The 25,172-nt window shown below is 60.9% G+C and carries 25 protein-coding genes and 1 pseudogene; 19 read left to right on the top strand and 7 right to left on the bottom strand.

Features of this window, described 5'->3' with window-relative positions; translation table 11 throughout:
- Window positions 1-208: 208 nt before the first annotated feature.
- Window positions 209-421, bottom strand: coding sequence for a hypothetical protein (locus RlegSU303_RS11135; RefSeq protein ID WP_131718503.1), 213 nt, complete (start codon window positions 419-421; stop codon window positions 209-211).
- A gap of 405 nt (window positions 422-826) precedes the next feature.
- On the opposite strand from RlegSU303_RS11135, the gene RlegSU303_RS11130 reads away from it, so the two are divergent.
- From RlegSU303_RS11130 to RlegSU303_RS11115, 4 genes are all read left to right on the top strand, one after another.
- Window positions 827-1,933 carry a septal ring lytic transglycosylase RlpA family protein gene (locus RlegSU303_RS11130; RefSeq protein ID WP_131718502.1) on the top strand — a complete coding sequence of 369 codons (1,107 nt, stop codon included), beginning with the start codon at window positions 827-829 and terminating at the stop codon, window positions 1,931-1,933.
- Between the two features lie 71 nt (window positions 1,934-2,004).
- Window positions 2,005-3,198: a D-alanyl-D-alanine carboxypeptidase family protein gene (locus RlegSU303_RS11125; RefSeq protein ID WP_131718501.1), complete on the top strand. Its 1,194-nt coding sequence runs from the start codon at window positions 2,005-2,007 to the stop codon at window positions 3,196-3,198.
- A 131-nt stretch (window positions 3,199-3,329) separates the two neighbouring features.
- On the top strand, window positions 3,330-4,010 hold the full coding sequence (tmk, locus tag RlegSU303_RS11120) for a dTMP kinase (RefSeq protein ID WP_094085935.1): 681 nt from the start codon (window positions 3,330-3,332) through the stop codon (window positions 4,008-4,010).
- 8 nt (window positions 4,011-4,018) lie between these two features.
- Window positions 4,019-5,044, top strand: coding sequence for a DNA polymerase III subunit delta' (locus RlegSU303_RS11115; RefSeq protein ID WP_094085936.1), 1,026 nt, complete (start codon window positions 4,019-4,021; stop codon window positions 5,042-5,044).
- Window positions 5,045-5,082: 38 nt separating this feature from the next.
- Here the strand turns inward: RlegSU303_RS11115 and RlegSU303_RS11110 are convergent, their stop codons facing one another.
- Complete coding sequence (locus RlegSU303_RS11110; protein WP_017960508.1) at window positions 5,083-5,871, bottom strand: sulfite exporter TauE/SafE family protein; 789 nt, start codon at window positions 5,869-5,871, stop codon at window positions 5,083-5,085.
- Window positions 5,872-6,105: 234 nt separating this feature from the next.
- Between RlegSU303_RS11110 and metG the strand changes: the two genes are divergently transcribed.
- The 3 genes from metG to RlegSU303_RS11095 are packed head-to-tail and all read left to right on the top strand — an operon-like array spanning window position 6,106 to window position 9,266.
- Window positions 6,106-7,656, top strand: a complete 1,551-nt coding sequence (gene metG / locus RlegSU303_RS11105; protein WP_131718500.1) for a methionine--tRNA ligase — start codon at window positions 6,106-6,108, stop codon at window positions 7,654-7,656.
- 4 nt (window positions 7,657-7,660) lie between these two features.
- Complete coding sequence (locus RlegSU303_RS11100; protein WP_017960506.1) at window positions 7,661-8,443, top strand: TatD family hydrolase; 783 nt, start codon at window positions 7,661-7,663, stop codon at window positions 8,441-8,443.
- 4 nt (window positions 8,444-8,447) lie between these two features.
- Window positions 8,448-9,266 carry an MBL fold metallo-hydrolase gene (locus RlegSU303_RS11095; protein ID WP_131718499.1) on the top strand — a complete coding sequence of 273 codons (819 nt, stop codon included), beginning with the start codon at window positions 8,448-8,450 and terminating at the stop codon, window positions 9,264-9,266.
- Here RlegSU303_RS11095 and RlegSU303_RS11090 read toward each other — a convergent pair.
- Window positions 9,263-9,889: a TerC family protein gene (locus tag RlegSU303_RS11090; protein WP_131619889.1), complete on the bottom strand. Its 627-nt coding sequence runs from the start codon at window positions 9,887-9,889 to the stop codon at window positions 9,263-9,265. The genes RlegSU303_RS11095 and RlegSU303_RS11090 overlap by 4 nt on opposite strands.
- A 258-nt stretch (window positions 9,890-10,147) precedes the next feature.
- Here RlegSU303_RS11090 and RlegSU303_RS11085 point away from each other — a divergent pair, with 258 nt between their 5' ends.
- Both RlegSU303_RS11085 and RlegSU303_RS11080 read left to right on the top strand, forming a co-directional pair.
- Window positions 10,148-10,825, top strand: coding sequence for a hypothetical protein (locus RlegSU303_RS11085; protein ID WP_094085940.1), 678 nt, complete (start codon window positions 10,148-10,150; stop codon window positions 10,823-10,825).
- Window positions 10,826-10,891: 66 nt separating this feature from the next.
- Entirely contained in the window at window positions 10,892-11,269 is a 378-nt protein-coding gene (locus RlegSU303_RS11080) for a hypothetical protein (RefSeq protein ID WP_131718498.1), read from the top strand.
- Window positions 11,270-11,370: 101 nt separating this feature from the next.
- Here the strand turns inward: RlegSU303_RS11080 and RlegSU303_RS11075 are convergent, their stop codons facing one another.
- Window positions 11,371-12,633 carry an MgtC/SapB family protein gene (locus RlegSU303_RS11075; protein WP_131718497.1) on the bottom strand — a complete coding sequence of 421 codons (1,263 nt, stop codon included), beginning with the start codon at window positions 12,631-12,633 and terminating at the stop codon, window positions 11,371-11,373.
- A 315-nt stretch (window positions 12,634-12,948) separates the two neighbouring features.
- On the opposite strand from RlegSU303_RS11075, the gene RlegSU303_RS11070 reads away from it, so the two are divergent.
- Window positions 12,949-13,770: a universal stress protein gene (locus RlegSU303_RS11070; protein WP_131718496.1), complete on the top strand. Its 822-nt coding sequence runs from the start codon at window positions 12,949-12,951 to the stop codon at window positions 13,768-13,770.
- Between the two features lie 85 nt (window positions 13,771-13,855).
- Here RlegSU303_RS11070 and RlegSU303_RS11065 read toward each other — a convergent pair whose 3' ends face one another.
- Complete coding sequence (locus tag RlegSU303_RS11065; RefSeq protein ID WP_131718495.1) at window positions 13,856-14,380, bottom strand: PAS domain-containing protein; 525 nt, start codon at window positions 14,378-14,380, stop codon at window positions 13,856-13,858.
- A 302-nt stretch (window positions 14,381-14,682) separates the two neighbouring features.
- Between RlegSU303_RS11065 and RlegSU303_RS11060 the strand changes: the two genes are divergently transcribed.
- The 6 genes and pseudogenes from RlegSU303_RS11060 (at window position 14,683) to RlegSU303_RS34545 (ending at window position 18,964) form a co-directional block, all read left to right on the top strand.
- Window positions 14,683-15,462: a LamB/YcsF family protein gene (locus RlegSU303_RS11060; protein ID WP_131718494.1), complete on the top strand. Its 780-nt coding sequence runs from the start codon at window positions 14,683-14,685 to the stop codon at window positions 15,460-15,462.
- A 111-nt stretch (window positions 15,463-15,573) separates the two neighbouring features.
- The gene (locus tag RlegSU303_RS11055) at window positions 15,574-16,281 is read left to right on the top strand and encodes a 5-oxoprolinase subunit B family protein (protein WP_170268500.1); all 708 of its coding nucleotides are present in this window, start codon (window positions 15,574-15,576) and stop codon (window positions 16,279-16,281) included.
- Entirely contained in the window at window positions 16,269-17,225 is a 957-nt protein-coding gene (locus RlegSU303_RS11050; protein WP_077978163.1) for a 5-oxoprolinase subunit C family protein, read from the top strand. The genes RlegSU303_RS11055 and RlegSU303_RS11050 overlap by 13 nt, the downstream gene beginning before the upstream one ends.
- A gap of 111 nt (window positions 17,226-17,336) precedes the next feature.
- Window positions 17,337-18,029 carry a DUF599 domain-containing protein gene (locus RlegSU303_RS11045; RefSeq protein WP_017960494.1) on the top strand — a complete coding sequence of 231 codons (693 nt, stop codon included), beginning with the start codon at window positions 17,337-17,339 and terminating at the stop codon, window positions 18,027-18,029.
- Window positions 18,030-18,083: 54 nt separating this feature from the next.
- The gene (locus RlegSU303_RS34550; protein ID WP_432431804.1) at window positions 18,084-18,545 is read left to right on the top strand and encodes a LysR family transcriptional regulator; all 462 of its coding nucleotides are present in this window, start codon (window positions 18,084-18,086) and stop codon (window positions 18,543-18,545) included.
- Window positions 18,461-18,964 (top strand): annotated as a pseudogene (locus RlegSU303_RS34545) (LysR substrate-binding domain-containing protein). The gene RlegSU303_RS34550 and the pseudogene RlegSU303_RS34545 overlap by 85 nt, the downstream one beginning before the upstream one ends.
- Here RlegSU303_RS34545 and RlegSU303_RS11035 read toward each other — a convergent pair.
- On the bottom strand, window positions 18,953-19,906 hold the full coding sequence (locus tag RlegSU303_RS11035; RefSeq protein ID WP_231283809.1) for an alpha/beta fold hydrolase: 954 nt from the start codon (window positions 19,904-19,906) through the stop codon (window positions 18,953-18,955). The pseudogene RlegSU303_RS34545 and the gene RlegSU303_RS11035 sit on opposite strands and share 12 nt — an antisense overlap.
- A 303-nt stretch (window positions 19,907-20,209) precedes the next feature.
- Between RlegSU303_RS11035 and RlegSU303_RS11030 the strand changes: the two genes are divergently transcribed.
- The 3 genes from RlegSU303_RS11030 to RlegSU303_RS11020 all read left to right on the top strand — a co-directional run bounded on the left by RlegSU303_RS11030 (window position 20,210) and on the right by RlegSU303_RS11020 (window position 24,288).
- Window positions 20,210-20,653, top strand: coding sequence for a VOC family protein (locus tag RlegSU303_RS11030; RefSeq protein ID WP_094085948.1), 444 nt, complete (start codon window positions 20,210-20,212; stop codon window positions 20,651-20,653).
- A 67-nt stretch (window positions 20,654-20,720) separates the two neighbouring features.
- The gene (locus RlegSU303_RS11025; RefSeq protein WP_131718493.1) at window positions 20,721-22,031 is read left to right on the top strand and encodes an epoxide hydrolase family protein; all 1,311 of its coding nucleotides are present in this window, start codon (window positions 20,721-20,723) and stop codon (window positions 22,029-22,031) included.
- 106 nt (window positions 22,032-22,137) lie between these two features.
- Window positions 22,138-24,288, top strand: a complete 2,151-nt coding sequence (locus RlegSU303_RS11020) for a mechanosensitive ion channel family protein (protein ID WP_131718492.1) — start codon at window positions 22,138-22,140, stop codon at window positions 24,286-24,288.
- A 102-nt stretch (window positions 24,289-24,390) separates the two neighbouring features.
- Here RlegSU303_RS11020 and RlegSU303_RS11015 read toward each other — a convergent pair whose 3' ends face one another.
- Complete coding sequence (locus tag RlegSU303_RS11015) at window positions 24,391-25,092, bottom strand: alpha/beta fold hydrolase (RefSeq protein ID WP_165507509.1); 702 nt, start codon at window positions 25,090-25,092, stop codon at window positions 24,391-24,393.
- Between the last annotated feature and the right edge of the window lie 80 nt (window positions 25,093-25,172).

Raw genomic sequence — 25,172 nt, 5'->3', positions numbered from 1 at the left:
ACTAAGTTCCTGGTCCAAAACGGAAGTTTAACGGGGAATTGTCCAACGCAGATCTGCCCCACGCGGCTGCTACTGGAATGCCACGCGCATCTCCCGCGCAGATTATGCGCATTTCGACCGGGGTCACCGCCGTAAGCAAAACCGCTGGCCTCTCAATGGTAGAAGCTCAGCTGGCACTGCAATGATGAGGTGGCCTACAACCGGAGACTTAAGAAACCTGGCTTCCGTCAGATCCAAGGCCCTTCGGGCCGTTGAGCTGGTTCATATCCTCGCCGAGGGATCGAACCGCCTCCATCGTCACGGCGAGGGCCGACATCAGGATTGCGATGTCGTTGTCTTTATCCGGCTGGGAAAGCGCGCGAGATCGAGCGTGCAACTGCTGGCTGATCGTATCGAGCCGCGACAGGGTTTCATGCTTCATGGTGATCCTCCAAAGGTCTAAACCTTCAAAGCCCGCGGCGGACAATTCGTTCCCATACTGAAGGAAGAGCCGCACCGCTGCGGCATATCAAATACGCGCCGGCCGTGTTTCGGTATGGCGCTTTGGGGGCGTCCGGAAGCGCCCGGATGTTCACCATATGCCCCGCATCGGCACGATGATTTCGGGCCTCATTGCGGCGGCGGAAGGGCAGGCGGAAAGGGTTTTCGTTAGTGATTTATAAACCATAATCATTAGAATTGTCGCTATCGCTGCGAAATCGTTCGTAAATTTGCCACGAACTTAGCAAGATTAAAGCCTCGTTAGGCGGGCGGGAATAAGGCGCTATTGCCCCAGGATGGGGCAGGGTTCCTTTAACCATAACGATCTTTGAGCGGCGTGGGGCATATGAAACTGGATTACGGGGCGGCGTCTTTCGCAACGACAGCACGGTGGCTGGCGATCTCGGCGATGTGTGCGACGGTTGCGGCTTGCGGCACGACGCAGGCGGTGCCGAAGAAAAAATCCCACGGCAAAGAATATTTCTCCGAATCCGAATATGGCGTGAAGGCGAGCCCGCGGGTCGCCACCGGCAACAATATCCCGAAGGGCGGCGGCCGCTACATCGTCGGCAACGCTTACGAGGTGAAGGGCAAGTGGTATTATCCGAAGGAAGATTTTGCTTATAACAAGGTCGGCGTCGCCTCCTGGTATGGCTCTGCCTTTCATGGGCGCCTGACGGCGAACGGCGAAGTCTACGACCAGATGCATCTTTCCGCCGCACATCCAACCTTCCCGCTGCCGAGCTATGCGCGCGTCACCAATCTCGAAAGTGGTTCTTCCGTCATCGTACGCGTCAATGATCGCGGTCCCTATCACGAAGGCCGCATCATCGATCTTTCCAACAAGACGGCCGATATGCTGGATCTGCAGCACAGTGGCACCGGCAAGGTGCGCGTGCAATATGTCGGCCGCGCCCGCATGGACGGCCACGACATGCCCTATCTGATGGCCTCCTACGCGCCGAAGGGCAGCCGCATTCCCGGCGTCAACCCAGAAGGCCAGATCGCAACCGGCGTGATGGTCGCCTCCAACAGCCGAAAGATCACCCGCGACCAGTTGCAGAGTTCGGAAGACTACGAGACGCCGGCCAACGTGCCGGTGCCGAGGTCGGCCACCTCTTATGCCGGCTCGACGCCGAGCGCCCACAACAATGCGGCAGGCGCCGCAGCAACCGCTCAGGCACCGGCTGCCCATGTTCTGGTCGCGCCAACAGCGCCGTCCTTCAACAATGGCGCTCAGGCGATGGACCAGATGGTCGTGCTGCCGGAGATCGGTCCGATGCCTTACGAGCGGCCCCAGAATTCGCTGGCGCTCGGCTACCAGAACGAAGAGGTGAAGACGGTGACCGTCGATCTCGCCTTCGACGCGGTGATGGTGCGCAATGACGGGCTGACCCAAGAGTCCATCCTTGCCTCGGCCAAGCGCCAGCAGGCAAAGTTCGCCGCGCGCTGAGCATGGCATTGCATCGGATTCCCCCTCGCTCTAACCTCCCGACATACGCCGCTCCATAAGTGGAAATTGCGATGCTGAAGCCCGCGCTTCGCCTGCTTGCATGCCTGATGCCGTTCGCCACCGGAGCCTTTGCAGCCGATGGCGGTGCCGCCGGTTTCGCCACCAAGGCGGCGCAGGCCTATATGATCGAGGCTACCACCGGCACGGTGCTTCTCGCCAAGAACGAGGATCAGGGCTTTTCGCCGGCTTCGCTCGCCAAGCTGATGACGATGGATCTCGTTTTCGACGCGGTGACCAAGGGCCAGATCACGCTCGACACCGAATATCCCGTTTCCGAATATGCCTGGCGGACAGGCGGCGCGCCGTCGCGGACGGCAACGATGTTTGCCAGCCTGAAATCACGCGTGCGCGTCGAGGACCTGATCAAGGGTGTCGCCATCCAGGGCGCCAATGACAGCTGCATCATCCTCGCCGAGGGCATGGCCGGAAGCGAGCAGCAATTTGCCGGGTCGATGACGCGGCGTGCCCGCGAGCTCGGCATGGAGAAGGCGGAGTTCGGCAATTCCACCGGCCTTCCCGACGGCAAGAGCAAGGTGACGGCACGCGAGATGGTGACGCTCGCCGCCGCCCTTCAGCAATCCTATCCGAACCTTTACCCCTATTTCGCGCAGCCGGATTTCGAGTGGAACAAGATTTTCCAGCGCAACCGCAACCCGCTGCTCGGGCTCGATCTCGGCGCCGATGGGCTTGCGACCGGCTTTACCGAGGGCGAGGGATATTCGATCGTCGCTTCGGTTCAACGCGACGGCAGGCGGCTGTTTCTGGCGCTTGCCGGCATCGCTTCCGACAAGGAGCGGACGGAGGAGGCCAAGCGCGTACTCGAATGGGGGCTGACGGCCTTCGAGAACCGGCAGATCTTCGGCGACAACGAAGTGATCGGCGCCGCCAGCGTCTATGGCGGCACGGCGCGCACCATCGATCTCGTCGCCAAGGCGCCGGTCAGCGTCTATATTCCGATCAGCAATCCCGACCGGCTGTCGGCGCGCATCATCTATCGCTGGCCGCTGACGGCGCCGGTCAAGCCGGATACCCAGGCGGGAACGCTCAGGATTTTCGCAGGCAGCCGGCTGCTCAGGGAGGTGCCGCTCTATACGGTGCAGGCAGTCGGCGAGGGCTCGCTCAGCAGCCGGGCGGTCGATGCCATGCTGGAACTCGGCGAATCGCTGTTCTTCTCCTGGCTCTGGGACAAGCCCGCGCCCGTCTGACGCCCAATTTCTGGTACAATTTGCCGGGAAAGGTGAATATGTCGCCGCGGCGAAAGGTTTTCCTCCCTGATATCTTCGGATAGATAGAAGGAGCGGGGCGCGTGCGGCGCCTGGAATGCGGGAAGTTGTCATTGTCATCCAGTACGGGATTGTTCGTTACGTTTGAAGGCGGGGAAGGCGCTGGGAAATCCACGCAGATCCGCCGCCTCGCCGAGGCGCTGAAGGGCGAAGGTCATGACGTGCTGATGACGCGCGAACCGGGCGGATCGCCGGGCGCCGAAGCCGTGCGCCACGTGCTGCTGTCGGGTGCTGCCGAAGCCTTCGGCACGCGGATGGAGGCGATCCTTTTTGCAGCGGCGCGCAACGACCATGTCGAAGAGGTGATCCGGCCGGCCTTGGCCGCAGGCAAGGTCGTGCTCTGCGACCGCTTCATGGATTCCTCCCGCGTCTATCAAGGCATCACCGGCAATCTCGAGCCCGACTTCATCGAGACGCTGCAGCGCATCGCCATCAACGGCGTCATGCCGGATTGCACCGTGATCCTCGACATCCCCGCCAAGGTCGGGCTGGAGCGGGCGCAGAAGAGGGCTGCTGCCGACGGTCCCGATCGCTTCGAGAAGGAGCGGCTGGAAACGCACGAGAAACGGCGCGAGGCCTTTCTCGATATCGCCGCCCGCGAGCCGGAGCGCTGCCACGTCGTCGACGCCATGCAGACGGAGGAGGCGATCGCCGCCGAGATCCTGGCGATCGTCAAACAGCTGCTGTCGCCGGCAGGCCGTGCCCGAATGCCGGAAGCCGCCCATCATGAATGAGGCCCGGTATGAGTGAAGATAGGCCCGGACTGCTCGACGGCGCCATCTGGCCAGGGGAAAACACCAGGCTGTTCGGACATGCGGAGGCTGAAGCCTTCCTTGCGCAGTCCTATCGGTCCGGCAAGGGCCACCACGCCATCCTGATCGAGGGGCCGGAGGGCATCGGCAAGGCGACGCTCGCCTTCCGCTTTGCCAATCACGTGCTCTCGCATTCCAATCCCGAGACAGCGCCGGAGACGATCGGCGATCCCGATCCAGCCTCTCCCGTCAGCCGGCAGATCGCGTCGGGCGCCTCGCATAATCTGCTGCACCTTGCCCGGCCGGTGGACGAAAAGACCGGCAAGGTGAAATCGGCGATCACAGTCGACGAGGTGCGTCGCGCCGGCAAGTTCTTCTCGCAGACATCTGGCACCGGCAACTGGCGGATCGTCATCATCGATCCGGCCGACGACATGAACCGCAATGCGGCCAACGCCATCCTGAAGATTCTGGAAGAGCCGCCGAAACGGGCGCTGTTCCTGGTGCTCTCGCATGCGCCGGGACGGCTGCTGCCGACGATCCGCTCGCGCTGCCTGCCGCTGAAACTGTCGCCGCTTGCCGATGATGAACTCGTCGCGGCTCTTGCTCATCTCGGCATATCGGGCGAGGGTGGAGCAGTGCTTTCGGCCGCCAAGGGCAGCGTCGGCGAGGCACTGAAACTCCTGAACTACGGCGGCGGCGAGATCATCGCCGCTTATGACGAGATGCTTTCCGCGGAGGGGCCGACGGCCCGCAAGGCGATGCATCGGCTGGCCGACGCGCTTTCGGGTCGGGAAAGCGACACGATCTTCGATTTCTTCGTCAGCCATGTCGGCGACGACATCATGAACCGGGCGCGCTCGGCGGCCGGCGAGGGGCAGATCGCCGCAGCGGATCGGCTGGCGCGGCTCTATTCCGAGATCACCGAGCGGCTCACCATTTCGGATGGCTACAACCTCGACCGCAAGCAGACGATCATCAGCATTCTCGCCGATATCAAGCAGCCGGGCCTTTAAAGCGCGTCACCGATGACACTTTTGGCACCCTGCTCTGATCAGCCGGTCAACAGCTTCAATGCGACGACAGCAAGCGTGACGGCGAGGACGATGCGGATGGTGCGTTCGTGCAGCTTCGGCGCCAGAAGGCTGCCGATGATGATACCGGGGATAGAGCCGATCAACAGGGCAAGCAGCATCGGCCAGTCGATCTCGCCGATCAGCCAATAGCCCGTGCCGCCGATCAAGGTCAGCGGTACCGCGTGGACGATATCGGAACCGACGATCTCGCGCACATCGAGCCTGGGATAGAGGACCAGCAGGATCGTCACCCCCAGCGCGCCGGCGCCGACCGAGGTCAAGGTGACGAGGACGCCGAGAACGAACCCGAGAATGACGGTGAGGGCGAGGATGGTCGTCGGCTTTGGCGGCGTTCGATCGCCGATGGCGCGCCGCGCTAGTTCGAGGATCGGGCCTCGGAAGACCAGCATGATCGCGGTCATGACGAGAAGCCAACCGAGTGCCGTGGTGATCGTGTTGGTCACGCCGATGCTTTTGCGATCGACCCCGGCCAGCAGCCAGAGCATCAGCAGGGCGGCCGGCAGGCTGCCGGCTGCGAGGCTGCCGACGATCTTCCAGTTGACGCGCCCATGCATGCCGTGAACGGCGGTGCCGGCCGTCTTGGTAATTGCCGCGTAGAGAAGATCGGTACCGACGGCAGTGGCGGGATGGACGCCGAAGAGCAGTACCAGCAGGGGCGTCATCAGCGAACCGCCGCCAACGCCAGTGATGCCGACGAGGGCGCCGACGAATAGGCCGGAAAGCGAATAGAGCGGCTCGAATGTCAAGCAAGCGCCCCTGACGACGCCCGGCCACGACCATTCCGGTAGATGAAAACTCGCACTTCGTTCTTGTCCTGCCCTCTTTCCCAAGACGGGTAGATTGGGCGAGAAGCTGAGTCAAGTTCAGGACGCTATCGTGCCGTAAATCATCGACAACTGGAAAGTTGAGGTTTCGCTTGACGGTGACATGCGCTAAGAGCGGCTGACCATTTTTATAGAGTTAGCCGGACATTGGCCGCCATGACAGACAAGACACCCTTCTACATCACTACCGCGATTTCCTACCCTAACGGCAAGCCGCATATCGGCCATGCCTATGAGCTGATCGCGACGGATGCGATGGCGCGCTACCAGCGCCTCGACGGCAAGGATGTGTTCTTCCTGACGGGCACCGACGAACATGGCCAGAAGATGCAGCAGACGGCGCGCGCCGAGGGCATCACCGCGCAGGCGCTCGCCGACCGCAACTCCGGCGAGTTCCAGGCGATGGCGACGCTGCTCAACGCTTCGAACGATGACTTCATCCGCACCACGCAGGAGCGCCATCACGAGACGTCGCGCAACATCTGGAAGCTGATGGCCGACAATGGCGACATCTACAAGGACAGCTATGCCGGCTGGTATTCGGTGCGCGACGAGGCCTATTACCAGGAAAACGAGACGGAGCTGCGCGCCGACGGCGTGCGCTACGGGCCGCAGGGCACACCTGTCGAGTGGGTGGAAGAGGCAAGCTATTTCTTCAAGCTCTCCGAATATCAGGAGAAGCTGCTTGCCCATTACGAGGAAAACCCTGATTTCATCGGCCCGGCCGAGCGCCGCAACGAGGTGATCTCCTTCGTCAAGTCGGGCCTCAAGGACCTCTCGGTCTCGCGCACGACCTTCGACTGGGGCATCAAGGTCCCGAACGATCCCGCCCACGTGATGTATGTCTGGGTCGACGCGCTGACCAACTACATCACCGCGACCGGCTACATCGAGGACAGGAACGGCCCGCTGGCGAAATACTGGCCGGCCGACGTGCACATCATCGGCAAGGACATCATCCGCTTCCACGCTGTCTACTGGCCGGCCTTCCTGATGTCGGCGAAGCTGCCGCTGCCGAAGCGGGTCTTTGCCCATGGCTTCCTGCTCAACAAGGGCGAGAAGATGTCGAAGTCGCTCGGCAACGTCGTCGATCCGGTCAATCTGGTGAACCATTTCGGCCTCGACCAGGTGCGCTACTTCTTCCTGCGCGAAGTCTCCTTCGGCCAGGACGGCAGCTATAGCGAAGAAGCGATCGGCACCCGCATCAACTCGGACCTGGCCAACGGTATCGGCAATCTCACCAGCCGCTCGCTGTCGATGATCGTCAAGAATTGCGACGGCAAGATCCCGGAATGCGGGGCGCTCAGCGACGAGGACAAGGCGATGCTGGCTGAGGTCGACGCGCTGCATGCCTCGACCCGCGAGGATATGGGCAAGCAGCAGATCCACCGGGCGCTCGCCTCGATCATTTCGGTCGTTTCCGAGACCGACCGTTATTTCGCCGGCCAGGCGCCGTGGGCGCTGAAGAAGACCGATCCGGAGCGCATGGGCACGGTGCTCTATGTCACCGCCGAAGTGGTGCGCCAGATCGCCATTCTGCTGCAGCCCTTCATGCCGGAATCATCGGCCAAGCTGCTCGATCTGGTCGCAGCACCTGCAGACAAGCGCGACTTCGCCGCTCTTGGGCAAGCCGGCCGTCTCGTTGCCGGAACGGCGCTCGAAGCGCCGACGCCGGTCTTCCCGCGCTACGTGGCTCCGGAGGCTTGAGGCCGTGCTGATCGATACGCATTGCCATCTTGATTTCGCCGACTTCGAGGCGGAGCGGGACGAGATCGTCGCGCGCGCACATCAGGCCGGTGTGGCGCAGATGGTGACGATCTCGACGCGGGTGCGCAAGCTCGAGACGCTGCTTGCCATCACCGAGAAATATCCTTCGGTGTTCTGCTCGGTCGGCACGCATCCGAACAATGCCGACGAAGAGCTGGATATCCAGACAGAAGAGCTGGTGCGTCTCGCCAATGCCCATGAGAAGGTGGTGGCGATCGGCGAGGCTGGTCTCGACTATTTCTACGACACGCAAAAGCCCGAGGACCAGCAGACAGGCTTCCGCCGCCATATCGCGGCGGCGCGCGAGACCCGGCTGCCGCTCGTAATCCACAGCCGCAGCGCCGACGAGGACATGGCCGACATACTGACGGAGGAAAGCGGGAAGGGGGCATTTCCCTTCATTCTCCACTGCTTCTCCGCAGGCCCGGAACTTGCCAAGACCGGCGTCGCACTCGGCGGCTATATCTCCTTCTCAGGCATCCTGACCTTCCCGAAGTCGGACGAGCTGCGCGAGATCGCCAAGACGATCCCGCTTGATCGGCTGCTTGTGGAAACAGACGCGCCCTATCTGGCGCCGAAGCGCTGGCGCGGCAAGCGCAACGAACCGTCCTACGTCGTCAACACGGCCGAGGTGCTCGCCGATACAATCGGGCTTGCCACCGAAGAGGTCGCGCGGATCACGACGGAGAACGCTTTCCGCCTGTTCTCGAAGATGCCGAGGATCTAGCGGCGTGCTCTACCGGCGGCGTTTCACCATTCTCGGCTGTTCGTCGTCACCGGGCGTGCCGCGCATCACCGGCGACTGGGGCGCCTGCAATCCCGACAATCCGAAGAACCGGCGCACACGCGCTGCCTTCATGGTGCAACAATTCGCACCCGATGGCGGCGTCACCACAGTCGTCATCGACACCGGGCCGGATTTTCGCGAGCAGATGATCAGGGCAGGGGCCGACCATGTCGATGCCGTGCTCTACAGCCATCCGCATGCGGATCATATTCATGGCATCGACGATCTGCGCGGCTATTTCCACAATACCCGCCGCCGGGTGCCGATCTTTGCCGACCAATTTACCATGGACAGGCTGCGGGAAGCCTTCGGCTATTGCCTGGAAACGCCGCCGGGCAGCAATTACCCGCCGATCGTGCTGCCGATCGTCATCGAAAACCTCGACACGCCCGTCGAAATTCATGGTCCAGGCGGGACGATCGCCTTCCATCCGCATATCCAGCAGCATGGGGATATCCACTCGCTCGGCTTCCGTATCGGTGATGTGGCTTATTGCAGTGATATCAGCGATTTCCCACCGCAGACCGTCGAGAAGCTGCAGAAACTCGACATGCTGATCATCGACGCGCTGCAATATACTTATCACCCGAGCCATCTGTCGCTGGAACAGTCGCTCGACTGGATCAGCCGGCTGAAGCCGAAACAGGCGATCCTCACCCACATGCACACGCCGCTCGACTACGACGTGGTGATGGCTGAGACGCCGGACCATGTGGTGCCGGCGTATGACCAGATGAGCTTCGAGACCGAGGTCAGGCTCTAAAGCTTGAACCCGCTCGCTTGCACGTAGGGCAGCAGTTCGACGCCGCCGCGATGGATCATGTCGAGCGAGACATAGAGGATGATCAGCAGGCCGACATAGGCGATCCAGCGATGGTTGGTGAGCAACCGGGCGATAAAGTTTGCGGCAATACCCATCAGCGCGATCGACAGGGCAAGACCGATGACCAGCACGCTCGGATGTTCGCGCGCAGCACCGGCAACGGCCAGCACGTTGTCGAGCGACATCGAGACGTCGGCAACGACGATCTGGGTCGCCGCCTGGAAGAAGGTCTTTCTCGGCGCGCCTTCGGCACCCACCGCCTCGTGGTTCCCGCCATGGCCGGCGCGAAGCTCGCGCCACATCTTCCAGCAGACCCAGAGCAGCAGCAGACCGCCGGCCAGCAGCAGGCCGACGATCGCCAGCAGGTAGACTGCGACGCTGGCAAAGAGAATGCGCAGAACGGTCGCGGCCACAATGCCGACGATGATCGCCTTGCGGCGCTGCGTCGCCTCGAGGCCGGCAGCAGCAAGACCGATAACCACGGCGTTGTCGCCGGCGAGAACGAGGTCGATAGCAATGACCTGCAGCAAAGCCGTCATACCGGCTGCCGTAAACATGTCCATATGAATTATCCCCAATGCGTCAAAGCCGTGCTAGCGTCTCGAAGGTTTGACGTCAACCGCTGAGCGATTTCGCAAGCGGCGTAATTTGCGAGTCAGCGCGCCGAAATGGCAGGCGGCAATGAAACAGCAGGCGATGCGGCGGAGCATCGCCATTCCCTTGGAACATTCAACTCAGCCGCCGGTTCTTCAAGTCAGGAAACCAGACTTCGGCCAAACTTCGGATTGGCGGCTGGATCCAGACATCGAGAGGAGAGTCCCATGGGCAGCATTTACAATGATACCAACCCGGCCTTTTCAGGCCCGACAGGCGGCAGCAGCCTTGCTGCATTCTTCGACAGCCGATCGGACGCAGAATCCGCCGTCTCGCGTCTTGAAGACGCGGGCGTGCCGGTTGCGAGAATAAGGCTGATGCCCGGATATGAGGCGGGCGCAAAAAATACCGGCGCCATGAGCGAAGACCGCAGCGGTTTCTTCGACGCGCTGGCAGACTTCTTCTTCCCCGACGAGGATCGCGCGGTCTACGCAGAAGGGCTGCGGCGAGGCGGCTTCCTCGTCCAGGTCAATGATATCGATGACGCGCTCTATGAGACCGTCCACGATATTCTGGACGACGAAGGCAGCATCGACATGGATGAGCGCGCGGATCTCTGGTCGTTGGAGGACAGACAGCAAGGCGCGTCCAATACCGGTTTTGCCGGATCGGCGCATGGTGGCAAAGCCTCGGACGATCTTGCCGTGTCCGAGAGCGCGTTCGACGATGCGCGCCCGGTGGCGATGCGGGACACCGCGCATGGAAGCGCCAAGGTGCGCGCCTATACCTTCCTCGACCCTGGCACCGACCCCGGCTCTAAACCATCAAACGATGCCAATCGGCAATCACAAACCCAATCGCAAGGCGGATCTCACCAGAGCCAGGGTTTTCGGCGCGACCACTAATATCAGGGGGCCCGGCCGCAGTGCCGGGCCTCATTACCTCTCGCTCACCTATTCGAGGACATGTCGATGCAATCATCCATCAACCGCCACGGCCTTCCGCCTGACCCTGACGAACTGATCGCGGAAGGTGATCCGCCCTTTGCCGATGCCGCTGAGCAGACCGCGCGTGAAAAGGCCGATGAGAGCCTGCACGCGCTGCAGCATGAAGTCAGGCTGCTGAATGCCCGCATAGGCGTGCTGCGCGAGGACGCCGAAGCGGCGCTGAAAGCCAAGGCCACATCGGTCGATGCAAGCGCCCATGTGCAGCTCGGCGACTATCCCTGGGTGAAACTTGCCGCAGCGATCGGCGCAACCTTCATTGCAGCCAGGCTGGTTCGGCGTCTTCCGCTCGGCGTGCTGCTTGCAGGATTTGCCGGTCATATCCACGAGGTAAGACGGCAGTGACGCTCGCTAATGGCGGCTGCCTGGCGCGGACGAATATCGTTCCAGGCACCGATTGAGTGGACAAGGTCATTGGAGCCGGTGATCGATATGCAAACAAGCGCTCATGTCAAAACCAAGCCGGCAATTCCGGCCAAGGTCGCGACACCGCCTGCGATCGCGAAACGAACCGCATAGGCGATGCTCCCCATACTTGCTGCAAGAACGGCTTTCGCAAGAAAATTGGCGAAAGCGGCGACCGCTATGGCGCGGGCGGCCGCATCCGCGGGCACCTGGATGGATGACAGTTTCGCAACGGCAAGCGTTATTGCATCGAGATCGCCCAGTCCTGTGATGAACGCAAGCGCGATCAGCGACTGAGTTCCAAAGACCACCAAGGTCATTCGCGTCAGGACTGTCACGACGGCGAGAACGAGCGCGAAGCGCAGCACGACCATCACCTCGAGCGGGTTTCGGGGTGAAAAATCGGTGCTGTCATCCGGACGCTGCAGCAATGCGGCGAAGCCGCCTGCTATGGCGAGGGTGGCAGCAGCCGGAGCCAGTAATGGAGCAAGATCCCTGAAAACAGCTGGTGCAATGACCCCACAAATCAAAAGCACGCGGGCGAGAGAAACGGCTCCCGCCAGCATTGCTCCCGCTGAGAGGAGTGGGGAGAGGGCAGGCATCTGCTTCGACTGACGGGCGAAGGAAAGCGTCAGCGCCGTCGAGGAAACGATGCCGCCGCTGGTCCCGGTCAGCAGTATTCCGGCGCGGGCGCCGCTCAGCTTGATGAGTATATAACCGGCAAAGGAAACGGCTCCTACCAGGATCGTCATCATCCAAAGCTCGAAAGGATTGATTGTCTGCCAAGGATCAATCGGTTCGTTGGGAAGGATCGGGAGGATGACGATGGTCATCGTCAGCAGGATCAGGGCGGCCCTGAGTTCAAGCCAGGTCAATCGGCGAAGAAATCCATGCAACGGCTCCCGCGCTGCAAGAAGGGCGGTTATTGCCACAGCGCTTGCGGCCGTTACCGTCATATCCGCCACAACCGCGCCAAAGCCCAGCGCAAAGACCGCCAAGGCCGCAATGGTGCCGGTGGCGCTGTAATCCTCTTCTCGTGCCGCCTGCATGCGGCTGAAGAGGAGAACCGTGATGCAAAAGAATATAAAGATAGCTGTCGGCAGAATCGGCCCTGTCACAGGCTGGAGGAAACCGCAGAAACCGCCGAGGAAACTTGACAAGCCATAGGTGCGGATACCGGCCACTCTTTTGCCTGGCGCAGCCTCACGATCCTGCCAGCCGCGCTCAATGCCGACAAGAATGCCGATTGCAAGCGCGAGGCTGAGGCGCTGGAATGCTTCTGTCGTCACCAATGATGTCATCATCCGACGGGTCCAGGCGCGCCAACCGATTCATCGAAGGCAGCTGCGCCGTATATGCCATTGCTGTTCACCCGCAAGCTGCTGCTCAGCGGCGTCCGGACGGGGTTGCTCCGCGAAGTGCGGATATTCAATCGCGCTTCGCATTTCATCGCTTAACATAGATCTTTGCCGCTTCGCCCAACGAATTCCGCTTGCTTCCTGATGAGGACGGTCAATATCACGCTCACACTTTCGCGGTGGGGCGACCTTGATTTTCGTCAAAGCGCGGGAGACACCTCTGCGCTATGATAACCTCCAACCATTCGGAGGACATCAGCCGTGAAAGCGCAATTCCATTTACCGCTGGCCACCTATCCAGACGCAAGCTCCTTCTCGCTCCTTCAGAACGCTGTCGCTGTTTCCCTTCACCAGAAGGCCGGTTTGACGGCAAGTATACCGCTGGTCAGGATCGAACCCTTTCAGCCGCGATTTCCATCACTCATTGACGTAGACAAAATGCGTGCGGAGGCGGAGCGCTTGAGTAAAGACAATGGAACCATTCTCGGGCAGACGCTCCATGATTATGCGAAGAAAGCTGAGGTCGAGGTCGAGATCCAGCCATTCGATGCGAGGGAGCCATTTGTCGCACAAACTCTTGCCGAGCTGTCACGCGTATACGATCTTTCCATTTTGGAAGCATCTGTGCTGATGAGGCCGCTGATCGAGAGCGTGCTGTTTGAAAGCGGGAGACCGCTCCTGCTTTTTCCTCCGGATAATTTCTGCGGCCGGATCGAGGCTGTTGCCGTCGCCTGGGATGGAGGAGCCACAGTCGCGCGGGCACTGACAGGCGCCAGATTGTTGCTGGAACAGGTCTCGCGTGTCGTCCTGATTTCCGTCACTGATGATAAGCAGATTGACGAGCGCGCCCGAGACCGCTTTGCGACCGCGCTCCGAAAGGCTGGTCTTGCCGTCGATATCGCAGCCGTGCAAGCGCAGGGAAACTCACCGGCCAGCGTCATTCAAGGTGCCGCCCTGGAACGCAAGGCAGATTTGCTCGTCGCCGGCGCATTCGGCCATTCGAGACTACGCGAATTCCTCTTGGGAGGGGTGACACGGTCGCTGTTGACCCACCTCGAAATGCCCACTCTCCTTTGTCACTAATTCAGAGTGCGCGCGGTGCGTCGCCGATAGCAGCAATATCGCCATCACCGAAAGTCTGATGCCATAACCAACGCTTTGGAAGGAATCAATGAACCTGCGCGACGTCTGAAGGCATCGGCTTGGCAAGCTCCTTGACGATCGCTTCAAGCGCATCAGCCGTCGTCCGCAGGCCGGATGACCGCGCAATTTTCAGTGCCGCATTGCAGTGAGCGGACAATTCGTCTTGCTCCCCGTGATCATTCGCCGGGAATACGATGCCCGCATATTGCGACGGGTTTCCGGCTTCATCCCTGAAGCAGCGGCCCAAGGCCGCGACGGCGACTATTTGCCCGCTTCGATCAAATACCCGATAGTCACAGCGATACGGATTTCCTGTGATCACCGATTCTGAAATTGCCTTGGCCACGGATGGCTTGTCGTCCGGATGAATCCGGTCGAGGTATCTTATGACCGGCAGCCCCGTGAGAGTCTCTTCGGGATCAAGCCCAAAGAGGTTTGCCAGCGCCGAATCCGCATAAACCTTGTCGGTCGCCAACTCCCAGGTGAAAATGCCAGGCTCTTCGGTAAAAGAAAATTCGGACGTTCCCAAAGCTCTGTTGACAAGACTCATTCCGCATCCCCGGTCTGCACGCCAATGCCGCCGGGGTGGTTAGGTCCCCGGTTCTTGAGAGAAAACGACGCGCTCGATCAATGACAGAGCGGTCGACCATTTCACCCCCGATCTTAGCCGCGTTTCCATCGGACGCAACTCCAAGGACAATCCACGGGGCTGCGACCACCACACATGCTCGTTGCGCGCAACCAGCGGCGTCGTTTTCTTGACGGGCACGGCGAAGATGTGCTCCACCTCGGCTTCGACGTTCTAGAATGCGACGAAGCTGACAAGGCCGGCGCGAAGGGTTGACGAAAATCATGACGAAAATCGATCTCAATTCTGATTTGGGGGAGGCGTTTGGACCCTGGCGCATGGGCGACGACAAAGCGATCCTTGACGTCGTCACCAGTGCGAACATCGCATGTGGCGGGCATGCCGGAGATCCAGCGACGATGGTCGAGACGCTCACGCTCGCAAGCGAACGGGGTGTCGTCGTCGGAGCCCATCCGGGCTTTGCAGATCGCGAGGGCTTCGGGCGACGTCTGATCCCCTTGAGCATCCGGGAAGTGGAGCAGCTTGTGGCGACGCAGACAGGCGCGCTGATGGGAGCTGCGGCTCTGGCGGGCGCCCGGGTCCGCTACGTCAAACCACACGGCGCACTCGCCAATTGGGCGGCCGACGAACGGCCGGTCGCCGACGCCATCATCCGCGCAACCCGAGCGGTCTCGCCGGAACTTGCCATACTGGCGATCTCCGGGACAGAGCTGGAGCATGCGGCCCGCGTTGCCGGGATGACCGTCTTCAGCGAAATTTTTGCCGATCGCGGCTATCTCTCCACGGGTCGGCTCGTTCCGCGTACCTTGCCGGGAGCGATGATCCATGACCCCGCGGAGGCGGCATCTAGATTGATCGGGTACCTATCCAGCGGCCTCATGCCGACGGTCGACGGCGTTCCGATCCCTCTCGATGCACACTCGATCTGCGTTCATGGGGACAGCCCGGGAGCGCTTGCCATGGCCGTCCACGTGCGCCGGGAACTGCAGAAGGCAGGCATCGAGGTGGGTCCATTCCTTCAACAGACAAAGGAAAACAGGTGATGGCCAAAGGCTATCTTATCGCCCAGGCTGCCGTCACCGATCCGGAAGCCTACGGGACCTGCGCGCGGGCTGCGGATGCGGACTTCATTCTGATCGAAGGCGCCGACTGACGTGTCAGAGGACCCGTCCGCATCGTCCGGCAGCGTTCCGACCTACCGCCCGGTGGGCGGGCACGCGGTGCTCGTCGAATTCGGCGCGACCATCGATAAACGGATCCACGATCAGGTCGTCAAGCTGGATGCCGCCTTGAAGGCGGCACCCTTTGAAGGATTCGTCGAAGCCGTTCCGGCCTATGCCAGCATTCTCATATGCTTCGACCCGCTCGTGGCCGATCATCGGACGACGGAGGCGGCCATTGCCGAGCGTCTGACGGCCGAGGTTCCACAGACGATCGGAGCGATGCGCGAAGTCGACGTCTGCTACGATCCTGATCTTGCGCCCGATCTTGCCGCCGTCGCCGAGGCGAGTGGATTATCGCCGGAAGACGTCATATCCACCCATCTCTCCGGCGACTACAGCGTCTTCATGTACGGCTTCGCTCCAGGATACGCTTACCTCGCAGGCGTGCCCAAAGCCATTCAGCAGCCGAGGAAGCCGGCGCCTATTCGTGGCATCGCCGCCGGAAGCGTGCTGATCGCCGGTCCGCAATGCCTGGTGAGCACGCTCACCATGCCGACCGGCTGGTGGATCATCGGCCGCTCGCCGACAAAGATCCTCGACGCCGCGTCCAACGACCGTCCGTTTCTTTTCGACGTCGGCGACGCGGTGCGTTTCCGCCGCATATCGAGGGCCGAATTCGACGCGAGGTGCCTCGCATGAGCGAAGCCGTTCTTGCAATCAACTTCGCGGGTCCCCACGTCGCGGTCCAGGACGGAGGACGTCACGGATTGATGCGTTACGGCGTTCCGGCCTCCGGTCCGATGGACAGGACCTCGTTTGCAGCCGCCAACGCCGCCATCGGCAACCCTGCCGGTCAGCCGACAATCGAAGTCTCCATGGGCGGCCTGGTTCTCGACTGCATCTCGGGGGAGGTTACGTTCGGCGTCGCGGGAGGAGGCTTCATCGTAGAGCATGCCGGCGACAAGCGCGGCGCATGGATGGTCGCCACCTTGAAGGCCGGGGAGCGGCTGGCAATCCGTCCGGGACACTGGGGAAGCTGGACGTATCTGGCCTTCGCCGGTCATATCGAGGCGAAGACCTGGCTGGGCAGCATGTCGACGCACAGTCTCTCCGGCCTCGGCGGCGGGCGCCTTGCAGCCGGACAGACGCTCACTATAGCCGATCCGGACGTGCGGGATGATCGACATGGTCCAATCACATGTCCGGTCATCGCAAGACCGCGATCCGAGCTGCGTGTGGTGGTCGGTCCACAGGATCGGTTCTTCTCGAAAGAAACCTTGTCGAATTTCCTTTCATCGCCTTTCCGCCTGAGCGACGCCTATGACCGCATGGGCGTACGCCTCCAAGGTCCGTCGCTTGCGCCAAGCGTCGCGCTGGACATGCCGTCGGAAGCGATCGTGCGGGGCTCGGTGCAGGTCGCCGGAGACGGTGTTCCCACCATTCTGCTGGCCGACCACCAGACGACCGGAGGATATCCCAAGATCGCCACGGTGGTGGATTCGGATCTGGACGCCTTCGTCCAGTTGCGCCCACGCGACCATATCGGCTTCCTGGCCGTGACACCGCAGCAGGCGATCGAACACATTCGGCTTCGGGCTTCGACGATGTCCCGTTACCTCGCGGCAGTCCGCGACGGACCATGACGCGCGAACATGGGCATGTCGATCTGAAGGGTAGGGCGGCGATAGGCGCTTGGAGCTGCGCTTAGCTCGAAGTACTGTTCAGAAAAAATCCACATTCGGTTCGGGGGCACCATGGATTTTCTGAACATCGCGGCGATCGTTTTCTTCCTTCTCGTCTGGGTGGCCGTCGAGCCTTTGATGGCAGCAGGGTGGCCGAGGAAGAACGACAGCCTTTCCGTTGACATGGTGCGCATTCGCGCCGCCTGGATGCGGGAGGTGCTGACGCGAGACAACAACTTCATCGGCGATGCCGCGATCCTCGGGCACACGATCAATTCGGCGTCCTTCTTCGGCTCCGCCAATCTTATCGTCATCGTCGGGCTCAGCGGCGCGCTGTTCATGGAGCCGAATTATGGATCGGGTGGTGGCCTGATCGCGATGTTTGCGGCCCAGGATCCGGCGTGGTTTTTCCAATGCAAGGTCCTCCTGATCATGGCGACGCTGCTGCGGGGCCTATCCGATTTCATCTGGGCGGTCCGGCAGATCAACTACTGCCTGGCGGCGATCGGGGCGAGCCCATCCCGCGATGAGGAGAGGGACATCGGCGGCTGGACGAATGCCCTGACCCTGGTTTTGAACCCGGCGCTTCGATCGTTCAGCGTCGGCGTCCGGTCTTATTACTTCACCTTCGCAGCCGCCTTCTGGTTCCTCGGGCCAATCCCCTTCGCTGTTGCGACCATCCTGAGCGTCGGCGTGTTGATCTGGCGTCAATCCTGGTCGGATGCCGCGAAAGGGATCATGGCCATACGCAAGCTGCTTGACTAAAGCCAAGTCTTAGGCTGGGCTTGAACAGAAGCGGCATCTTAATGGCGGTATCAGATGGATCGTCTCGAAGCGATGCGCATATTGCTGGCCGTCGTCGACGCCGGGAGCATCTCGGCCGGCAGCAGGAAGCTCAACGCGCCCTTGCCCAGCGTCAGCCGCAAGGTAGCCGAACTTGAGCGGCAGCTTGGGGCAAACCTCATCGTTCGCACCAGCCGCAATCTGCAGCTCACCGATGCCGGGCGCGACTATGTTGACGCCGCTCGAAAGATCATGGCGGATCTCGATGAGGCCGAACGAAGGGCGTCCGGGGAATACCAGACGCCCAGAGGCGTGCTGACGATCACGATGCCGATCGAATACGGGAGCCGCTACGTGCTGCCCATTGCGCTGAGTTTCATGGACAAATACCCGGAGGTGTCGCTGAACCTTCTGTGCAGGTGGATATCGCGATCCGTCTCGGCGACCTCGCCGACAGCGCCCTCCATGCCGCCACGGTCGGGGAATTCCGCCTGCTGACCTGCGCGAGCCCTGCCTATCTCAAGCGGCATGGCATGCCGGAGCGTCCCGGCGATCTCATCGATCGCGACGGGATCATCTTCAACAAGCGAACATTCTTCTACATTCGACGTCGACGGCACGCCGATAGAGGCGGCGCCTCGCAACCGGCTTGAGGTGAATACGGCGGCGAACTGTGTTGCGGCGGCGTCGGCGGGGCGGGGATCGCGCGGCTGTTCGACTATCAGGTTCCAGACGAGCTGGCGTCCGGCGCGCTCGTTCCGATCCTTCGCGATTTCGACGGCCCACCCCAGCCCATCCATATCGTCTACGCGCGACAAGGGCTTCTCGCGTTGAAGGTACGGGCTTTTCTCGACTGGGCACTGCCGCGGCTGCGCGCGCGTTCCATATGCGAAGATAATCCAATATTATCTGAATGATGCGATTATCTCTTCAACCGTTTGTTTCGGATTCTGAGGTGTGGAAAGTGGCCAATGCCTGGCAGGAGGTCGAGTTTCGCACCGATCTTGCCGGCGAAACTCGATGCCCATTTCCTTTGTGATATAAATGTCTTTCTCGCCCCAGATCACCTTCATAGGCGTCTTCAGCCGGTCGAGGTTGGCCTCGAGATACTGCTGGTCGCGCGTGAAACTTGCGTAGTAGTGCTCGAATGCATCCGCCGACGTGACGCCATCACGGCTCCATGACCGGATCATGTCTTGCTGGACGTCGATCCGCAGATCGAATTGTTCAGCGGGTGAGAGGCCGCGCCTGTGCACGTTCTGAAGGATCTCGTCGCTTGTCTTGTTCATGTAGGCACGGGTCGGCGAGGCGGTTGGCTCGGCTTTGAGATTCTGTAGGTTCTCCCACATGTGGTGCGGCCGGTCGAACGGCGCGAAGTCTCCGACGATGATCTGCCTGGCGATCGTCGGCTCGTCGAGAGCAAGCAGCAGGACGGGGAGGGCACCGATGTCAGTCGCGTAAATCACGAGCTTCGACCGGTCGATGCCTGCCCGCTCGATATAGGCCTTCAACACCTGGGCGTACGCCTTCGGCGCGTAGGAAAACCGCTCGAAAGCCGGGCGCGACGATTGCCCGTAGCCCGGCCAATCGAAGGCATGGACATAGTAGTCGTGAGCAAGCGTTGTCGCAATATCCTTCCACACCGTCAGGGTTTCCGGAAACCCATGCAGGAAAAGCACGGTGCCTTTTGGCGAGGAGGCGCGGACAACCATTCTCCACAGCGTAAGGACTTCGTCGATCTCGATGAAGTCGACGAAGTCATGCGCGGCTTCTCTGGACGCGGAAACGAAGGCTTCAGCCGTCTGGGAAGAGAGAGTTGCTGCGGCTGATGCAGCATTTACGGTTTTGTCCTTAGACATAGGATGTCCTTTCTGAACGGCGGTCAGTCAAAGCCCAAAAGCCGGCTGTCTCCACAAATAATTGAGTATGGCGTCAGCCCGCGGTAGCCGGAGAAAGTGAGAGGAACCCTCTCGACGGCGGCAGCGCTGCAACCCGGCTGCCCAAGGCTGACATCTGAACGAGAGGGTGCCTCTCACTTTCCCGAGGTGCCGGCCGGCCGTCGACCCGCCCAAATATCCACCAGCCGCCGATTTGAGACAGCTCGTTGGCGTTTGCTTACGGACGGCAGAGCGTCGGCCGCGACAATATAAGGAAGAACTGATATGACTGACATTACCCAAAGTAGACAGGTTGCGGCCACCCCCGACAAGGTCCGCGGCCTCCCGGGCCACGTCACTGTCGGCACGAACGATCTGGATGCCGCCTCGATATTCTACGACAAGCTTCTGGCCGTGTTCGGGATCGGACGAGTCCTCGTCCAGCCCAACCGAGCCATCTACTACGGTCATCGCACGCTCGAATTCGGCATCATCAAGCCGTTCGATGGCCGCCCTGCCACCGTCGGCAACGGTGGAATGATTGCTTTCGAAGCTCCGTCCCGTTCAAAGGTCGACGAAGCCCATGCAACTGCATTGGCGGCGGGTGGCTCGGACGAAGGGGCTCCTGGTCCGCGTGGCGAGAACGGCACGGGTCCTTACTGCGCATATTTTCGCGATCCCGAAGGCAACAAGCTTCTGATCTTTCGTTCCGGAGCGGACCAGGCCTGACATTTTCGGCATTGAAGCGGGCAGGGCATCTTTTCCTCTCCTCGATATCACGAAAGGACACGGCATCATGGCAATGCTGAACGTTTTGAAACACCGCGACGTATCGCGCCGCTCACTGCTGTCAGGCTTTGCCGCGGCCGGCATAACCGCCGTTCTCCTTCCGGGCACGTCCAACGCCGCTGATGTTGTCGGCGTCGCGTCCGAGGAGGTTCGACCGTTCAAGGTTGAGGTCTCCGAGGCGGCGCTCGCAGATCTCAGGCGGCGGCTTGCCGAGACCCGGTGGCCCGACGGCGAAACCGTCATGGACCGTTCGCAGGGCGTCCAGCCCGACAGGCTGAAGGAGCTGGTGCGCTACTGGAAGTCGTCCTACGACTGGCGGAAGGCGGAGAGCAGGCTGAATACATTTCCGCAGTTTCTCACCGCTGTCGATGGACTGGACATCCATTTCATCCATGTCCGCTCCCGTCATGAAAACGCGCTGCCGCTGATCATGACCCACGGCTGGCCAGGTTCGGTCTTCGAGCTGCTTGATGTCATCGGACCGCTCACCGATCCGACGGCGCATGGCGGCACGGCTGATGATGCCTTCCATCTGGTGATCCCTTCGATTCCAGGATTCGGCTTCTCCGGCAAACCTCCATCGGCGGGTTGGAACCCCCAGCGGATAGCGGCTGCCTGGGACGTGCTGATGAAGCGACTGCATTATGACCGCTATGTCTCGCAAGGCGGCGACTGGGGCGCGATCATCAGCGACGCCTTGGGTCGCCAGGCGCCCGAAGGGCTGCTCGCGATCCACGTCAACCGGGTCGAGCGTGCCACGACGTTTCCATCGGACGCAGCGCAGGCTCTTAAAAATGGAGGGCCGGCTCCGGATAGCTTGTCTGCCGATGAGAAGGTCGTCTTCGACGAGGCCCGGGACTTCCTCAACAACGGCTTCGGTTACGCAGCGATCATGAGCACGCGGCCGGAAACGATCGGTTACGGCATTGCGGATTCTCCGGTCGGCCTAGCCGCCTGGCTTTACGACAAGATCGCCGACTGGGTGTATACACGCGGCGACCCCGAACAAGCTCTTGGCAAGGATGCCGTCCTCGACAACATCACACTGTACTGGCTGACGAATACCGGCCCCTCGAGTGGCCGCATCTATTGGGAAAACGTCATGTCGGGCGCGAAGCTCACAGCCGTCCAAGTCCCGGTCGCCGTCACGGTGTTTCCCGGAGAGGTCTACAAGCCGCCAAGGGATTGGCTGTCGAAAGCCTATCCGAAGCTCATCTACTACAATCGCGCTTCCAAGGGCGGTCACTTCGCCGCCTGGGAGGAGCCAGAACTCTTCTGTCAGGAGATCAGGGAGGGCTTCAGAAGCTTGCGGTCTTAGCCGAGTCCGGTTCGTCGATTGACGTTGGTCGTGCAACGCTTCACAAAGTCCGAAGTTTCGACCAATCCAGCAAAAGTGACGACAACGTCTCGGGGACCACGGCTACATGCGCATCAACGACGACCGTCAACCCCGCCGCCGAGTGTGCGCATTCCTGACGCTGGTATTTTCAACGCTTCTACTCGCGAGCGCAAACCCTGGATCGGCGGCTGAGCCGACCAATTCCTCGGCGCCGATCCGGGTTATTATCGAATTGCCGAATGATGAGCCCGGACGAGCGCTGGTCAATCGGATCGTTCCAGGCAATCAGGAACCGGCGCAGCCGGTAGCAGTCACGCAAGAGGCGGCACCGACGTCGATTGCCACGTCACTACAGGAATTGCGCCAGAGGTTGCTCACACTCGTCGATGCCGTTCCGACGCTTCCCGGGCAGATCCAGTCGGCGATCCGGGTCTTCCAAACGGATGATCGTATCGAACCTGTCGGCCTGATCTTGGCGGTCATACTCTTCGTCGCAGGCGGGTTCGTTGCGCAGCGCCTTGCCTGGTGGTCAGGGCGAGGGCTGCTCCATTTTGTGCTGAACGCGCCCGCCGACACCGTCCGGCAGCGGATTAAACTCCACGCCGCCCGGCTTTCAATGGGTCTTCTCGCCTTGGTCGGTTATCTGATCGGAAGCCTCGGCGCGTTTATGCTCTTTCCGTGGCCTGCCGTGTTTCGCGATATTGCACTCATCCTGCTATCAGCCGCGCTCATGGTGCGCCTTGGCGTGCTCGTGGGCCGCATTGTCATCGCGCCGGGCGCCCGTTTGCCGCATATGCGGCTTCTGACACTTGTCACCTCGCTTGCCTGGTTCTGGTACTACTGGCTCCTCGGAATCGTCGCCATGCTGGCAGTTGGTTGGGCCACCATCGAAGTGATCGGGACGATCGGGGCTTCACCGATCTTGGTCGACCTCTTTACCGCAGCATGGCTTGGTGTCGTTTCAATCGCTTTGATCGTCATGATCTGGCTGCGGCACTTTCGTTCTGACGGGCCGGCCGTGAGCCGGCTGGTCTGTGTCGGCTTCAGCGCGAGCATCATAATATCGTGGCTGTTATGGGTGTCTGGGCTCCGCGGGGCATTCTGGACCGTGGTCGTCATCACGCTTCTGCCCCTTACCGTTTCGGTCACTCGTGATATCATTCGTCGCATTATTCGATCCGGGGAGGGGCAGGCGGTCGAAGATGCGACCATCGTCGGATGGTCTGTTGTGATCATGCAAACGCTGCGGAACGGACTGATTGTGGTCGCTGCGCTGCTCATTGCCCGCGCGTGGAATGTCAATCTCAGTGACCTTGCTGCAGCCGAAACCGTGACCACGCGTTTGATCCGCGCAGGAATCCGCATCGTCATCGTGCTGCTGGTGACCGATGTTATCTGGAAGCTCGCAAGCACGCTGATCGATAGTCAGATGGCGATGGCGTCGCGAAGCGAGCAGGGGGGACATCACGAAGGACCCGACGCGCGCCGGCGTCAGCGGTTGAATACCCTCCTTCCCATTCTTCGCAATGTGCTGTTCCTGGCGATCGGAGCTGTCGGCTTCCTGATGATCCTGGATGCCGTTGGCATCCAGATCGGACCACTGCTGGCGGGCGCTGGCGTCGTCGGCATAGCGGTCGGCTTCGGTGCGCAAACACTCGTCAAGGACATCATCTCCGGCGTCTTCTATCTGTTCGACGATGCCTTTCGCATCGGCGAATACATCCAGGCGGCAAAATATAAGGGAACGGTCGAAGGTTTCTCACTGCGATCGATCCGCTTGCGCCATCACCGTGGTCCGGTCACCATCGTTCCCTTCGGCGAACTGGGCGCGGTGCAAAACCTCAGCCGCGACTGGGTCATCGACATCATTACGCTCACCCTGAATTATGACAGTGACCTTGAAGAGGTCCGCAAGACCATCAAACGCATCGGCGTTGAGCTTCTGGAGGATGCCGAACTCGGGCCTAACATCATCGAGCCCTTGAAAATGCAGGGGATCGAGCAGATGGCGGATTATGGTGTGCAGATACGGCTGAAGTTCATGACGAAACCCGGCGAACAGTTCGGCGTTCGCCGAAAGGCGCTCGCCATGCTCAAGAAGACATTCGCGGAAAAAGGCATCCAATTTGCAACGCCGACCGTTCATGTTTCCGGCGGTCCCGCCGATGCCACGGCAACCGCTGCCGCCTCGGAGCTGCAAAGACCATCGAAAGTCATTCCGACACTTGAGGAATAGGAACGGCGAGCCCACGGCGGGGTTTCCGTCTTGCCTGAGTATCCTGATGTTGAGTCGCTAACTATCCGGCTGCGACAGCGCGTGACTGGCGGCGCATATTCGTCAAAAATTCCTTCGTAACAGAAAATCTTTGACGACCGCCGACACCACACGTGGCTGTTCGAAAGGCAGGAGATGCCCGGCGTCCTCGATAACCACGGTCTCGCAATCTCGTAGAAGTTCTGCGATGGTTTCTTGGACGATCGGTGTCGACAGGTGATCCTCCGCGCCGGTCATCAATAGGACCGGAAAATCGAAGGCCGACAGATACGCGGTCGCATCGGGCCTCGCAACTAAAGATCGGTTCTGTCGCTCGTGAACATCCGGCGGACAATCTTCAACCATCTGCCGGATATCGCCAACAAGACGAGGGTCCTGGGCACTTTTCGCAGAGATCACTTTTGTCACCCAACGCCGCGCGTAAACAACCACATCTGCCTTTGCCTCAGCGATACGGTTCTCGCGGCTGGCCGCTTCATCCTGGGCCGGGCCTTCGGCATTTGCGTTCGAAAGAACCATTGCACGGATCCGACCCGGCGATTGGCGGCCCATCTCCATGGCCACGCGGGCCCCCATCGAATGGGCAAGGACAATCAACGCGCCATCCGTTTCGGAAAGCGTGCGTGAAGCCATGTCCTCTATCGTCGCATCGCGACGTCTATTGGCCTCGAAGACTTTGGTTTTATCAGACTTAAGATCACCGGCAATGGAACGCCAAGTACGGGCGTCGGACATAATGCCTGGTATGGTTACGATTGTCGTCATCGCGCTTTCACTCTCAGAGATCACCGTTGTAAAAGGGCTTGTGGGGGATGGTTGATGCATCAGTCTCTTGCGTGGTGCCC

The organism is Rhizobium sp. SU303, assembly GCF_021052345.1.
Lineage (GTDB): Bacteria > Pseudomonadota > Alphaproteobacteria > Rhizobiales > Rhizobiaceae > Rhizobium > Rhizobium laguerreae.
This window is presented reverse-complemented; position numbering and strand designations above follow the sequence as displayed.